The organism is Bradyrhizobium sp. USDA 3650, assembly GCF_054057395.1.
Window position 1 is genome coordinate 3,286,293 of the sequence record NZ_JBSRZG010000001.1, and the last position, 13,642, is coordinate 3,299,934.

Below are 13,642 nucleotides of genomic sequence, written 5' to 3' on the forward strand. Positions count from 1 at the left end.
AAACGACGAAACAAAAAGGCTGCCCCAGGGACGGAGGAGTCCTGACGCATCCGCCTGCCGGACCCCGCTGGCGGGGATTGTGTCAAACATCGCGATCGGCCCCAGCCGTGGCGCGCGTCAGAAGCATTGAATCAAGCTGAAGCACCCGCGAGAGCGGACCTTAATCGTTGTCTCGGCGCTTTGTGAACTGCTTCACACCTCCGTCACCGTTGGCCTGCTAGGCTCACTCTGCCGGGGATTTCAGGGGCCCGGCTGAAATAAACGCCGCTAGGACGCCGTATTTCGAGCCGGGCGGCGCAAGTTTGTGACCAGATCGTTTGCGGCGAGGCCACTGATCCGGTGAGGCATGGGGCAGCATTGAGCCTTCGAAGTGCATGAAAGAGGCCAGTGTGAGATGCCGATGATGGAAGCAGAGCAATCGGCTCGAACACAAGCTTGTCACAACAACATCCAACGATACCGCCGTTTGTTGCGAACCCGCCTGACCGAATTTGAGCGCAAGTTTATCGAAAAGCGCTTGAGCGAAGAGCGATCAGAGCTCGAGAGATTAGCCAACGCTCTTCGAAACAAACTTCAATCAGATCGCCCGGCTGCCCTGGATAATCGGTAGCGGCTGGGCGCAAATCAGCTCAGACGTGTTTGTGCAATCCACAGAACGCGATCAGCAAAAGGTCCCTGACGTCAGCAATATGAGAATGGCTTCCAGCATGAGGAATAAAGCTCCTCAGGCGTGCTATGACGAACGCAACGTTTGATGGCGTAGCTTTTTGCGTGGTGCCCTGATGAATTGGTGAGTTTTGCTGTCTCTTTTCCAGAGCGCAGTAGTCTCACTTTTTGCTGGCTTTTCCTAAACGGGAGCTTCAGACTTCCTCGCATTAGAAATTCAATTATTACGAGGAAGTGGTGATGGCGAAGCCCGCTGTTACTCGCGACGCATTCCGTGGGCTGTTTGCCTTTTACGCGGCCAAGGCTCACCACGACAAAGAGCCCGACGGGGAACGATCTCTGTTGAAGCTGTTCGGCTCGAGCCAAGACATTCCCGACGATTTGCTTGAGCTTTGGTCGGATCGCACTGAGGTGCTCGGGCCGGAGATCGTGGGCGACATAATTGGCCCCTGCACCCGGCAGCTCACCAACGGCAGGGCACACTATGACCATGCCAGCGACTTTCTCCATGCGCTCCTTAGTGAGATGGACCGTCACAAGCACTGACAAGCCGTAGCTCTTGATCTCCGAGTCCACGAAGCCAATCAGCTTCCTATATCGGTGGATGTTGCGGTCATTAGGCCGCCTCCTTGCGTTCGTACCGGCGCCAAAGAGTGCTCAGCGGGAACAGCATGAGGATGAAAACGGCCATGACGATGCTGAAGAGCAGAACGTCGAATCGGCCGAGGGCGCCCCTTAGCCGGCCGGGCGGGCCAGCTGAAGCGAATCCCGCAAGGTCGAGCCGTCATACTCCGTGCGGAATAAGCCGCGACGCTGCAGCTCGGGCACCAACTCGTCGACCAGCACCTCCAAGCCGCCTGGAATATATGGCACCTGCAACATGAAGCCGTCGCAAGCTCCGGCGTCGAACCTCTCCTGCATGCAGCGTTCCGAAGCGAAAATCATCCTGTAAGCTGTTGATTTTTCGGGTCGCGTGCGTGCCTCAGTCGAAAAAGACATCAGTGCGCTGTGAGGTTAGAGCCCGCTGTCCGGAGGCCAGCTCGAGGTCGCACGATGCGTCGACTTGCACGAAACGCGGCCGGTGCTTCACGAGCGTCAATCGCGCCTGTAGCCGGAACACAGCGCCGGGACATACCCGATGGCGAAACCGAACCGCACGGAGGCTCACCGCTCGGCCTTGCGCGGCACCGGTGACCACATACGCCTCCTGCAAAAGAGCTGGAACGAGCGCCAGCAGCAACTGGCCCGGCACGATCGTCGTACCTCCGTCCAGTTCGCGCCTGGCACGCTCCGCATCGGAATGAAGCCAGTTCCGATCATCCGTCAGCGCGACGAAACGATCGACCTCATCCTGCGTCACCGATCGCCAGCGGCCGGGAGCAAGCTCGGTGCCCACAAAGGCTGCAAGATCGACCGCGCGCGCAACGCGAAGTGCGCCCGCGTGTGTCGGTGGTTCGGAGCGTGGTGGCATTTGAATCATCGCGGCCCGTCCTTCTTCAAACTGTCGCAAGCAGAGCGCTGCCGAGCCCGCCCGCAGCCGCGATCGCCGCCAGCCCGATCGCACCGGATGATTCCGATTGCATCTCGTGCCAGAGGCGTACGGCTAGGATCGCGCCGGATGCACCGATCGGATGCCCCCGCGCTAGTCCGCCGCCGCAGCGATTGAGCGAAGACTCCAACACCCCGATGCCGTCGATACAGGCAATCACTTGGGCCGCAAAGGCCTCCATGATCTCGGCCACGGCAATCCGAGCAGGCGCGATCCGTTCCGCTGCAAGGAGGCGCTCAGCCGCCGCAATCGGCGCCGTACCGGGCATGGCCGGGTCGCCGCCGCGGCGGGTCGCCGATATGATCCGCAAGGGCCGCCTCGCGTTGAGGCGTCGGACCAACGTCTCCGACACGACGAGGAGGGCTGCCGCCGCGTCGGCTTCGACTGCCACCGTCGCGCGCGTCACGCCAAACGCAGCATTGCCCGCAAGCGGCGCAAGGCGTGCGCAGGTCGCCCCCGTCAGGGCGCGGGGAAAGGCATCGTGCGAAAGGTCGGCGAGCGGCACGATCTCGGCCGCCAAGGAGGGATTTTGCAGCGCCTTGCGATGGCTTTCGATCGCAAATTCGTCTTGCCGTGCACGCGAAATGCCAAGCCTATCAGCCAGCGTCGCGGCGGCAACGATCATGTCGGGGTCCCGCTCTGGCCACGGGGCGAACGGAGGACGGTCATAGGGTTGCGGCACCTCGCCGGCGTGATGCGGCCGCCGCGCGCGCAGCGGCGCGCGGCTGAAACTCTCAAGACCGCCGGCGATGACCGCGTACGCACTTCCGCTCGCGATGCGCTCGGCAGCAAGCATGATCGCGTCGAGACCACCGCAGCACTGGGTGTCGATGGTCAGCGCCGGAACGTGATCGGGGAGACCCGCCCGCAGCGCGGCTAGCCGCGCCGGGTTTCCCCCGCCGTACAGCGCGTTGCCGAAGATGACGTCGTCAATCGCCTCCGCCGCGATGCCGGTGTCGGCCAGCACGGCCCGAATTGGCGCCGCGCCGAGTTCGTCGACCTCCACCGCCTTGAACGCACCGCCCCGAGGGACGACCGCCGTCCGGCGTGCGGCGACGAGATAGGCGGCGCTCATCGCAGCACCTCGCAGGCGCCGGATTCCCAGAGCCGGCGCAGCGCATGGAAATCGGTCTTGCCGGAGGAGGTCATCGGCCAATGCGGTGGCACGGCAAACCGGCGCGGGATCTTGTAGAGCGGCAGGCTCAGGCGGGCATGGCTAATCAGATCGGAAGACGCTATGCACCCATCCGGACCCAGCCTCAGCAAAGCCACCAGCCGCTCGCCCCGACGTTCGTCGACGGCGCCAAGAACCCCCGCCGCGGCCACGGCGGGATGTCCCTCGAGTACACGCTCGATCTCCTCTGGATGGACGTTCTTGCCGGCCGTGATGATCATGCGGCTGGCACGGCCGGCGAGCCGCAGGAAGCCACGCTCGTCGAGCATGCCGACGTCACCGACCGACACCGCGTCGCCATGACGTGGCAGCACCGTTTCGCTTCCGCAGGCATACTCCATGAAGAGGAAAGGACTTGCCACGAACACCTGACCGGTCTCCCCGGGTGAAAGGCATCGCCCGAGATGGTCGCGAATGGTGAGACTGACGGCTGGGAACGGACGCCCGACGGAGTCCGATGGGACGTCCTCGTCGTCCTTCGCCACGGTCACGAAGCTCAGCTCGGAGGCGCCGTAGAACTCGGAAAAGCGCGTCGCGGGAAATTGCCGTCGCAGTTCGGCCAGCGCGCGACCTTGCCATTTGGCACCTGACGACAGCATCCACCGCACGTTTGGGAACGGCGGCAGGCCATCGCGCGTGGCGGCCTCGATCATCATTTCGAGCTGGGTCGGCACGCCGTAAATCACGCTGACCTGGGTGACCGCGATCAGGCGGTTGACGAGATTCGGCCGGAACTGCCGACAGAGAATGACGGTCGCCCCGACATACAGCCCGTGCGCAAGGCCGTAGAGAAATAGCGAATGCGTCAGAGCTCCCGGCGCGAGGACGACGTCGCCGGCGCCAATGTCGAACTCGTGGTCCCCCGCGAGAAAACTCTCGATCCACGATTGATGGTGGCGGCGATATCCTTTCGGCATTCCAGTCGATCCCGAGGTGAAGCCGACATAGAACGGCGTCAGCGAATCGGGCTCGGTTATCGCCGCGGACGACGGACTGGCGCCAATGGCATCCGCAACGGACTCGAATGGGCCATGAGGATCGACAACCGCCAGGACCCCCGTCCCACTGGCCAATGTTGCATCGCCACTCACGACGATCCCCGGCGCCAGCGCCGTGAGCGCGAGCCGCGCCGTTTCCGTCGGCCAGGACGGATCGAGAATTTGGGCTTCCCGACCCGCGCGGCAGGCAGCGAGAAACAGCAGCACGAGTGCCGGCCCGTTCGGCAGATGCAAGGCGACGCCGCGGCCCGCCGGCACCACCTTTGCCAAATGTCCGGCAAGACGATTCACGGCCTGATCGAGGTCTTTCCAACTCACCGCATGATTGTCGCAAACGACGGCCGGTCGGTCCGGCGTTTCGCGGGCATGCCGCGACAGCGTTGCAGTGATGGTGGAGGTCATGGTCATGAACGGCTGACGATTGCAGCCGGATAGCTCCGGTGCGATGCCTCCGCTACGAAGGCGGTGGCCACCGCTTTCAACAGATCGCCCGGCGCGAACACCGCGATTGCAGCCACGGCCTGCGCTAAACTCATCCTTGCCATCGCCATCAGGCCGAGGATGCCGCAGGCATATTCCACCACGATGCCGCCCGTGATCGCGGCAACGAACGCCGCCGCGAACACCGGCAGGGTCTTCAGCCGCGCCATCACGAGACCCGATACAAAGGCCGCGGGAGCAAAGCCCAGCAGGAAGCCAACGGACGGTCCGAAAAGCACGCCGAGCCCACCGCGTCCGCCCGACAGCAGCGGCGCTCCGAGCAGCACCACGAACAGAAACAGCAGCACGGCCAGCGCGCCATGGCGAGGCCCGAGGATGATTCCGGCCAGCATGACGCCGAGCGTCTGGGCCGTGATCGGCACCCCCATGGCGATCGGCAAGACGATGCCGGGCACCATGCCAAGCGCTGCGATGACGGCGGCGAGCAGGGCGATACGAACGATGGCGCGGGACTCCACAGGATTTTCTCCTACAAGGGGGGTGAATGACGATCGGCGGAGGACCGGTCAAAACCGCGCGCATCGAGCGCTTCCGCGACGCGGTCGGCAAGTTGCAGAATGTCGGCGACGAAAGCGGCCACCAGTCGCGGCGGAATGCGCCGGTGCGTGCGTGCCTTCCAGGCCTCCTCGCGCGCGCGCCACCGCGTCATCAGGACGGGTACGAAACGCAGGACGAGGGCCACCGCAAGCGCCATCTTGCGCGGATTGACGCCAAACGGGCGTAGCAAGCGGAGCACCGGCGTCAGCACATCCATCAGCGCGCTCATCGTGGTGGTCATGCTGACGAGATCGGCGAGCAGAAGCATCGCCAATAGCCGCATGGTGACGACGGCGCCAGCATTCCACCCCCCCGATGCGGCCTGCACACCGCCGACGACCACAAGCAGCGGCAGCAATGGTCGTAGCAACTTGAGGCGTGCCATGCCGACGCGGCCGAAGCCGGCATAGACCATAGCAATCATCGCCAACACGCCCGCCAGAATTCGCCAGTCGCTGATCGGCAGCAGAAACACGCTGAGGAGGGCAAGGCCCGCAAGCTTGACGCCGGCCGGTACGCGGTGCAACCAGGTCTGTGGCGCGAGGCCGTCGGTCATCATGACGTGTGGGCCTCCCCTGCCCCTACGATCATTGCATGGGCCCGATAGGCAGGCAGCACTTCGGCGGGTCGGCCATCGAGGCGGATGTGGCCCACATCCAGCCAGATTATGCGATCGAACTCTGCGAGCAGTTCGAAATCATGAGACGCCATTACGACTCGCTGCGGAAGTGCCGCTATCCTGCGATACATCCGTAATCGTGTCGGCAAGTCGAGACTGGCGAAAGGCTCATCCATCAGCAGAATCGACGGGTCCGTTGCGAGCAGCGCCAGGATGCAGACAAGCTGCTTCTGACCGCCGGATAGCTCATTGACGTTGCGTTCCGCCCACTGCGCGCAGCCGTGCCGCTCCAGCAGTGCCATCGCCTGTTGGCGCGCCTGTGGCGCTGGCTTTCCCCGCTCCGCAGGCCCAAAAGCGACCTCCTCAACAACCGTGGGGAAGATGAGCTGGTGGTCGGGGTTCTGAAACAGAAAGCCGACCTTGGCCGGAAGGTCTTTGCGATGCCGTACGGTATCGAGCCCCGCCACCTCGACGCGGCCACGTGTTGGCGGAAGCAACCCGTTCATAAGCCGCAGCATCGTGCTCTTGCCCGAACCATTGTCACCAATCAGGCCGATCCGGCGCTCAGCCAAGCAAAGCCCGGGAATGACAAGGACCTGACGGTGCGCGCGCCGAAGCTGCACTTGTTCGAAGATGATCTCTTCAGCCGCCCCGCAAGGGTGAAGACGGCTTGCGGGAGGCGCTTCGCGTCGGGCAGCTTCAATCAAGACGATTCCTTCTCCCCTGTCGCCCTACGGAGTTGGCTGAAGTAGCACGTTGTCGATAAGCCTCGTCGAACCGACATAGGCCACCACGCACAGTGCTGCGGGGCGGCGTAGCGGCCTTACAGCGGGCACTCCACGACCGGATGGCGATGGCCCGCCCTCGGTCTTCATCGCTGAGATACCGGTTACGGCTGCTCATTGCGACACGAGATTGCGAGTCGGTTTTTCGAAATCTGATGCCGCGCCGGCACGAGTACTGCAATGTAGCTGCCCAGATCGAAATCCGAGAAATGACGCATCGAAGAGGCCGCTTCAGTTGAGTCCCCCGATATGGAAGCTCTTCATTTCAAGATATTCCTCGATTCCGACCTGGCCCCCCTCTCGACCAAGCCCGGACTGCTTTACTCCGCCGAAGGGTGCGACTTCCGTCGAGATCAGCCCCGTGTTCAGGCCGATCATGCCGAATTCGAGCGCCTCGCCGACGCGCCAAGCGCGCTTGAGGCTCTCGGTATAAAAATAGGCGGCCAATCCGAAAGGCGTTCCATTGGCAATGGCGATTGCTTCATCTTCCGTCTCGAAACGAAAGAGCGGTGCGACCGGACCGAAGGTTTCCTCACTTGCAAGTTGCATCTGCGTTGTTGCGCTGGTCAAGACGACAGGTGCGACATATTGCGTGCCCGGCGGCAGAACGTGCCGCTTCGTGATGACTTTCGCGCCCTTCGCGAATGCATCTTGAAGATGCCGATTGATCTTGAGCACGGCCGCTTCGTTGATCATTGGACCGATCGAGACGCCAGGCTGTGTGCCGTCACCGACTGTCATCATGTCTACGCGGGCGCTCAACTTTTCCGCGAACGCATCATAGATGCCGGCCTGGACCAGAATGCGGTTCGCGCACACGCAGGTTTGACCACCATTGCGAAATTTGGAAACGATGGCTCCCTCAACCGCCGCGTCGAGATCGGCGTCATCGAATACGATGAAGGGTGCATTGCCGCCGAGCTCGAGAGAGAGCCGCTTCACACTATCGGCTGCACCGCGCATCAGTACGGATCCGATGCGTGTCGATCCGGTGAACGAGATCTTACGAACCGTCTCGTTCTGCAGCAGCTCGTTACCAATTTCCGTCGGCATACCTGTGACAATGTTGACGACGCCCGCTGGGATTCCGGCTCGCTCCGCCAATAAACCAAGCGCGATTGCGGAGTAGGGAGTGAATTCAGACGGCTTGATGACGACAGTACAGCCTGCTGCCAGCGCGGGGGCAACCTTTCTCGTGATCATGGCGTTTGGAAAATTCCACGGAGTGATGATGCCGCAAACCCCGATCGGCTCCTTCAGCACCACAATACGGCGATCGGCTGTCGGAGACGGAATCGTATGACCTCCAATGCGCCGAGCCTCTTCCGCGAACCATTTCACAAAGGAGGCACCGTAGCGGATTTCGCTCCGTGCTTCGTCCAGCGGCTTGCCTTGCTCCAAAGTGAGAAGGTGCGCGAGATCCTCCAGATTCTCGATCATGAGCCTGTGCCAGGAGTCCAGCAGGCCCGCGCGCTCGGCATGTGTTTTCCTCTTCCACGGTCCGAAGGCTCGTTCGGCGGCTTCGATCGCAGACCGCGTTTCAGCGCGAGCCATATCTGGGACGGTACCGACGGCCTCCCGAGTGGCCGGATTCATGACCGCAATCGTGTTTCCTGTAACTGCGCCGACCCACTTACCGTCAATCAGGGCAGCCTGAACGAACAGATTGCCATAGCTTTTATGCTTCATGTCCATAACTCCGGTCGTCTTATTGGAGGGCCGCAAGTACCGCGGCAGTGATGAAGTTCGTCTGTCTTTTCCAGGAACGCCGCCGATGCTCTGAGCTGTCGCGCTTTCGAATTCGATCCGTCGCGCAAACCGAAAAAGCTTGCATTCGAATGCTTTACGCGCGGCTCGCCTCCAGCTCACGGGCGGCCATCCAGCTCTCCAGCCAAGCTGTGTGGAAAGCTCCCTCACCCACTTCAATATCCGTGGCAAGCGCCCGATGCAGTGGCACTGTCGTGTGGATCCCTTCCACTTTCAGGCTGTTCAACGCGGTCTGCAGGGTGACGATCGCGGCGCGACGATCGGGTGCCCAAACAATCAGCTTACCTACAAGAGAGTCGTAATAGGGCACTATCCGATAGCCTTCGAACAGCAGCGTATCGAAGCGGATATTGTCGCCTTCCGGTGAACTATATGTTGTCACCAAACCAGGCGATGGCATGAACATCTTGGCCGGATTCTCGGCGTTGATACGCACTTCAATCGCGTGACCGGTTTGAGTGATGTCGCGCTGCGCGAACCACAATCGTTCGCCCCCGGCGATCCTGAGCTGCGCCTGCACAACATCAATTCCCGTAATTGCCTCCGTCACCGGGTGTTCCACCTGGATCCGCGTGTTCATTTCGATGAAGAAGAATTCCTGAGTCTTGCTGTCATAGAGGTATTCGAGCGTACCGGCATTGCGGTAGTTCACCCGCCTTGCCAGTGAAACAGCTGAATCACAAAGGGCATCGCGGACCGCTTTCGAAAGCATGGCCGCAGGTGCCTCCTCCCACACCTTCTGGCGCTTGCGCTGAAGCGAGCATTCCCGCTCGAACAGATGCACGACGTCGGTGCCGTCCCCCAGCACCTGCACCTCGATATGACGCGCATGCTGGATGTACCGCTCCATGTACAAACCGTCATCGCCGAAGGAAGCACGCGCTTCCGCCATGGCCGGCGGCACCAGCCTTTCCAGGCTTGCCTCGTCCTCCACGACACGGATGCCGCGCCCGCCTCCTCCCGCGCTGGCTTTGATCATTACAGGATAGCCGATGCGGGCGGCTTGTCGGCGCGCATCGTCGAGGTCACCGATCCGGCCTTCACTGCCTGGAACGACGGGAACCCCAGCTGCCACCGCCTCAGCGCGCGCCATTGCTTTATCGCCCATCTTCGCGATCGTTGCCGCGTCCGGACCGACAAATGTGATCCCCGCCGCCTCAACAGCTGAGACGAACCGCGGGTTCTCGGACAGGAAGCCGTAGCCCGGATGCACCGCGTCGGAGCCACTTGCCTTGATTGCCTGAACGATCGCCTGCACGTCCAGGTAAGACTTTGCGGCTTGCGGTGGACCGATCACAACCACCTCGTCGGCCATACGACAGGCGAGCGAATCCGTGTCGGCCTCGCTGGCGGCCTGAATGGTCCGAATACCCAAGGCCTTTGCCGCTTTATTTATTCGCACGGCAATTTCGCCGCGATTGGCGATGAAGAGCGACTTGATAGCCATTCCGACCTACTCCAATTCTGCAATGGCTTGATCGGCGTCGACGGTCTCGCCATCCTGCACCAGAAACCGAGCGAGCGTGCCGGCAACTCCCGCCTCAACGGGGAAGAAGGATTTCATGGCTTCGATTAGCCCGATCGTTTCGCCGGCCACGACGGGATCACCTTCTTGCTTGAACGGAGCGTCGTCCGGGGAAGATTTGCGATAGAAAAGGCCCGGTAGGGGCGCCAAAATTTGTTTGACCATGTCGGACATTTCCTCTTCTCTCGATCAGGCGTTTACAAGAATCTCGCGCACGCAACGTTCTGCGATTTGCCTAGCCATGCCTTGAGCTTCCGCAACGCTGACGAGCCGGAAGTGCAGGTGCTCCCCGGGCTTTGCTTGGCCCAATTTCCAGAATGCAGCTGAGGGAACCGTATAGGGGTTGATGAAGCCTCCCATCGAGGGACCGTCATTCACCAGAATGATCGGCGTCTGGCCGGCGAGATTAATCGCTCCCATGGGATAACCGTGATCGATAATGTTCGACGGTAACGATCCATGTTCTTTCGGCTTGTTGTAAGCCTTTTCCGTGAACGTCCATTCGGGGCCTTGCAGCCGGAAGCCGGTGCGATCCGACTTAGCGGAAAGTGTCCACGCGGAGCTCAGAAATCTTTCCTTGGCGGCCTCGTCGATCCAGTCATCGTTTGGACCCGCGCAGACCTCGATGGTCCACGTCCGGTCTGTGCGGATGTCAGGCCTATGGTTATTGGGCACCAGGAGGCCGGGGGTCGCTCTCGCTTCCCCAACAGGCAAATCCTGGCCGGCCTTGATGGAATGGCCGTCCATGCCGCCGACACCGGCTTTGTTAAAGGTGGAGCGCGAACCAAGCCGCTCCTCATTCGCGAACGCACCAGCGACCGCGATGTAAGCACGACCACCGACACGAGCTGCTCCTAGGGCTAGTGTTTGGCCGGCTCTTACGGCGAGCGACTGCCACATGGGGAATGGCTCGCCGTCAAGCGCCGGGCGCATGTCTGCACCAGTAACGGCGACTACCGTGTCAGCATCGAAGGAAAGTGTAGGCCCCAGGAACTGGCATTCGAGCCCCGCAGCACCTGGCTGATTACCGACGAGTACGTTCGCCAAGCGGAATGACCAGCTATCCATGGGGCCAGAGGGCGGAAAGCCCTGATTCCAATATCCGATGCGCCCCGGGTAGTCTTGGATCGATGTTTCAAGTCCGGCTTTCAATACCTTGATCATGTCGGTACATGCGCCTTGTTGGCCCCGCTCACTTTCGAGACCCAGTTGTTGTAGTTGCGGACCGCGAACTTCTGGTACTCCACGATCGTGTAGTCGTAGCGCTCCTCCTTCACCGCTAGCTCCGCGTCGTCATATTCCTCGCGCGTGACTGGAACGAACTTGATGCGATCTCCTGGACGAAAGAGACACAGACTTCCCTCGAAAGCCGGGCGTTTGCCAGTTGGATCCCAAATTGGCACTGGCGTGCGGGCAAAGATTTGGTAGCCGCCGGGCGTGGCGACAGGATAGATGGAGTTTGCGGCGCCGCCCAACCCAACTGCCCCCTCCGGCGTGTCCGTCCGCGGAGGGTTGTATTTGGGCGCGGTCAGACGCGCCCGCGGGTCGAGCGCCATCAAGAAGGGCAGCCCCGGCCAGAAGCCCAGGGACGCAACCCAATACTCCGAGGACGAGTGAAGCCGAACTAGATGGTTGACATCCTCAAGGCCATTTTGCTGCACCAACAGCTCGGGATCTGGCACCTTCCTCGCGATCTTCGCGCAGTAGTCTTCGACACAAGCCTTCGTCCATGGATCGAGGTAAAGCGTCGGCAGGTAGAACAGCCGGCTTTCCAGTTCGATATCCTCCGACGAGCCCAGAGAGTCCGAAAGCCGAGAGAACTCGCGGACCACATCATCATAGCCGATCAGCGTCGGCTCGTAGTGAACGAGCAGCGAAGCAAAGCAAGGCGCCGTCTCGATGACGCCGTGTACGTTTGCCTCCGCAGCCGCTGACGCCAGGCCCTGTGCCGTGAAGTTGAGATCGAGATTCATCTCGTTCCCAAACTCAATCAGCAGATATCGGTCGCCAGCAGGCAAGAACTTTGGCTGTTCGTAAATCACATACGCCTCCTCGCTGACGTCAACTAAGGTTCTCGGCGGATCGCCATTGGGCTACATCGTCGAGCGCATCGCTCAGACGGGCAACCAAGTCGTGCACTTGATCCTCATTGATGATGAGCGGAGGGCACAGGGCGATCGTATCGCCGATCGCGCGCACGATGAGACCGTGCTTTTGGGCCGCAGCAAAAGCCGCTGCTCCAACCTTGCTCGCGGCCGCAAAGGGACGACGTGTTTCCTTGTCGGAGACAAGTTCAATCCCGGCAATTAGCCCCGCTCCTCGCACCTCGCCGACAAGCGAATGATCGGCAAGCTCGCCAAGGCGAGCCTGAAGAATCCGCCCCATACGCGCGGCGTTTCCGACGAGATCGCGCTCTTCGATGATTTTGAGGTTTTCCAAAGCTACTCTGGTCGCGACAGGATGGCCCGATGCAGTAAATCCGTGACCGAAGGTACCGATCTTCGCCGTGTTGTCGGCGATGGCGTCGTACACCTTTTGCGAAAGGATCACCGCAGCAAGCGGCATGTAAGATGAAGTGAGTTGTTTCGAGACAATCATGATATCGGGGGTAAAATCGTAAAGTTCGCAGCCAAACGTCGCACCCAGCCGTCCGAAGCCACAAATCACCTCGTCGGCGACCAGAAGGATGTCATACTTGCGGCACAGTGCTTCAATTCCCTTCCAGTACCCGGCAGGAGGCGGCATCACACCGCCGGCAGCCATCAGCGGCTCACCAACGAAAGCCGCGACCGTTTCTGGGCCTTCCTGTAGAATCACCGCTTCGGCCTCCGCGACCAAGCGCGCAGCAAATCCAGTTTCTGTTTCGTCGGGTTGAGCGAAACGATAAAAATGCGGGCAAGTTAGGTGACGGACCGGAATGACCGGCCAGGTCAAAATCGGTGTGGTTATTAGTCAGACCGGTCAAACTGCCCGAAGCCACGGTAACACCGTGATAGGCGCGATTGCGCGCAAGGAACTTCTTTTTTTTGGGTCGCCCCGATGCATTGTTCATGTACCACACCATTTTAATCATGGTGTCGTTTGCTTCGGAGCCCGAGCTCGTGAAGAAGACGCGGCTCAGGGGAGCGGGCGTCATTCCGACAAGTTTTTCAGCCAACCGGATCGAAGGCTCCTGAGCCTTGTGGCTGAACGTGTGGTAGTAGGGAAGCTTGGCCATCTGCGCACTCGCGACTTGCACAAGGCGAGGTTCATCAAACCCGACAGCCACGGACCACAGACCTGCAAGACCCTCGATATATTCCTTGCCAGCATCGTCGTAGACGTAGATCCCTTTACCGCGATCGATGATGACCGGGCCTTCCCGCTCATGGGCCCGCGCATCGGTATAGGGGTGCAACGTTGTGGAGACGTCGGTATGAGCGAGGGAATTCGAAAGTTGTTTGAGCATCATGTAGTCCTTACTATGGGCATCCCGAGATCGCGCATGTCCCGGACCTCGGATATAAAAACCCAACGGGTGG

Annotated in this window: 13 protein-coding genes and 3 pseudogenes; 2 read left to right on the forward strand and 14 right to left on the reverse strand. The window is 61.0% G+C overall.

Going from position 1 to position 13,642, the window contains the following annotated elements; translation table 11 throughout:
- Positions 1–400: 400 nt before the first annotated feature.
- Positions 401–610, forward strand: a complete 210-nt coding sequence (locus ACVIN2_RS15255; protein WP_317245324.1) for a hypothetical protein — start codon at positions 401–403, stop codon at positions 608–610.
- 296 nt (positions 611–906) lie between these two features.
- Positions 907–1,212 (forward strand): hypothetical protein, encoded by a 306-nt coding sequence (locus ACVIN2_RS15260; protein WP_317245325.1) that lies wholly within the window; start codon positions 907–909, stop codon positions 1,210–1,212.
- Between the two features lie 189 nt (positions 1,213–1,401).
- Here ACVIN2_RS15260 and ACVIN2_RS15265 read toward each other — a convergent pair.
- The 14 genes and pseudogenes from ACVIN2_RS15265 to ACVIN2_RS15330 form a co-directional block, all read right to left on the reverse strand.
- Positions 1,402–1,587: pseudogene (locus ACVIN2_RS15265) on the reverse strand (nitrilotriacetate monooxygenase); the annotation flags it as partial.
- 61 nt (positions 1,588–1,648) lie between these two features.
- Entirely contained in the window at positions 1,649–2,146 is a 498-nt protein-coding gene (locus ACVIN2_RS15270; RefSeq protein WP_456766204.1) for a MaoC/PaaZ C-terminal domain-containing protein, read from the reverse strand.
- A gap of 16 nt (positions 2,147–2,162) precedes the next feature.
- Entirely contained in the window at positions 2,163–3,290 is a 1,128-nt protein-coding gene (locus ACVIN2_RS15275; protein ID WP_456766205.1) for a thiolase family protein, read from the reverse strand.
- On the reverse strand, positions 3,287–4,795 hold the full coding sequence (locus ACVIN2_RS15280; protein WP_456766206.1) for an AMP-binding protein: 1,509 nt from the start codon (positions 4,793–4,795) through the stop codon (positions 3,287–3,289). The genes ACVIN2_RS15275 and ACVIN2_RS15280 overlap by 4 nt, the downstream gene beginning before the upstream one ends.
- Positions 4,792–5,346, reverse strand: coding sequence for a biotin transporter BioY (locus ACVIN2_RS15285; protein WP_456766207.1), 555 nt, complete (start codon positions 5,344–5,346; stop codon positions 4,792–4,794). Before ACVIN2_RS15285 ends, ACVIN2_RS15280 begins: the two co-directional genes overlap by 4 nt.
- An 11-nt stretch (positions 5,347–5,357) precedes the next feature.
- The gene (locus tag ACVIN2_RS15290; protein WP_456766208.1) at positions 5,358–5,984 is read right to left on the reverse strand and encodes an energy-coupling factor transporter transmembrane component T family protein; all 627 of its coding nucleotides are present in this window, start codon (positions 5,982–5,984) and stop codon (positions 5,358–5,360) included.
- Complete coding sequence (locus ACVIN2_RS15295) at positions 5,981–6,751, reverse strand: energy-coupling factor ABC transporter ATP-binding protein (RefSeq protein ID WP_456766209.1); 771 nt, start codon at positions 6,749–6,751, stop codon at positions 5,981–5,983. The genes ACVIN2_RS15290 and ACVIN2_RS15295 overlap by 4 nt, the downstream gene beginning before the upstream one ends.
- Positions 6,752–6,775: 24 nt before the next feature.
- A pseudogene (locus ACVIN2_RS15300) lies at positions 6,776–6,953 on the reverse strand (pantoate--beta-alanine ligase); the annotation flags it as partial.
- Positions 6,954–7,060: 107 nt separating this feature from the next.
- A complete protein-coding gene (locus tag ACVIN2_RS15305; protein ID WP_456766210.1) occupies positions 7,061–8,518 on the reverse strand; it encodes an NAD-dependent succinate-semialdehyde dehydrogenase in 1,458 nt (485 codons plus the stop codon).
- A gap of 154 nt (positions 8,519–8,672) precedes the next feature.
- Positions 8,673–10,043, reverse strand: coding sequence for an acetyl-CoA carboxylase biotin carboxylase subunit (locus ACVIN2_RS15310; RefSeq protein WP_456766211.1), 1,371 nt, complete (start codon positions 10,041–10,043; stop codon positions 8,673–8,675).
- A gap of 6 nt (positions 10,044–10,049) precedes the next feature.
- The gene (locus ACVIN2_RS15315) at positions 10,050–10,295 is read right to left on the reverse strand and encodes an acetyl-CoA carboxylase (RefSeq protein WP_410706211.1); all 246 of its coding nucleotides are present in this window, start codon (positions 10,293–10,295) and stop codon (positions 10,050–10,052) included.
- Positions 10,296–10,310: 15 nt separating this feature from the next.
- Positions 10,311–11,285, reverse strand: coding sequence for a 5-oxoprolinase/urea amidolyase family protein (locus ACVIN2_RS15320; RefSeq protein ID WP_438745950.1), 975 nt, complete (start codon positions 11,283–11,285; stop codon positions 10,311–10,313).
- A complete protein-coding gene (locus tag ACVIN2_RS15325) occupies positions 11,282–12,163 on the reverse strand; it encodes a 5-oxoprolinase subunit B family protein (RefSeq protein WP_317245335.1) in 882 nt (293 codons plus the stop codon). The genes ACVIN2_RS15320 and ACVIN2_RS15325 overlap by 4 nt, the downstream gene beginning before the upstream one ends.
- Before the next feature lie 19 nt (positions 12,164–12,182).
- A pseudogene (locus tag ACVIN2_RS15330) lies at positions 12,183–13,569 on the reverse strand (aspartate aminotransferase family protein).
- Between the last annotated feature and the right edge of the window lie 73 nt (positions 13,570–13,642).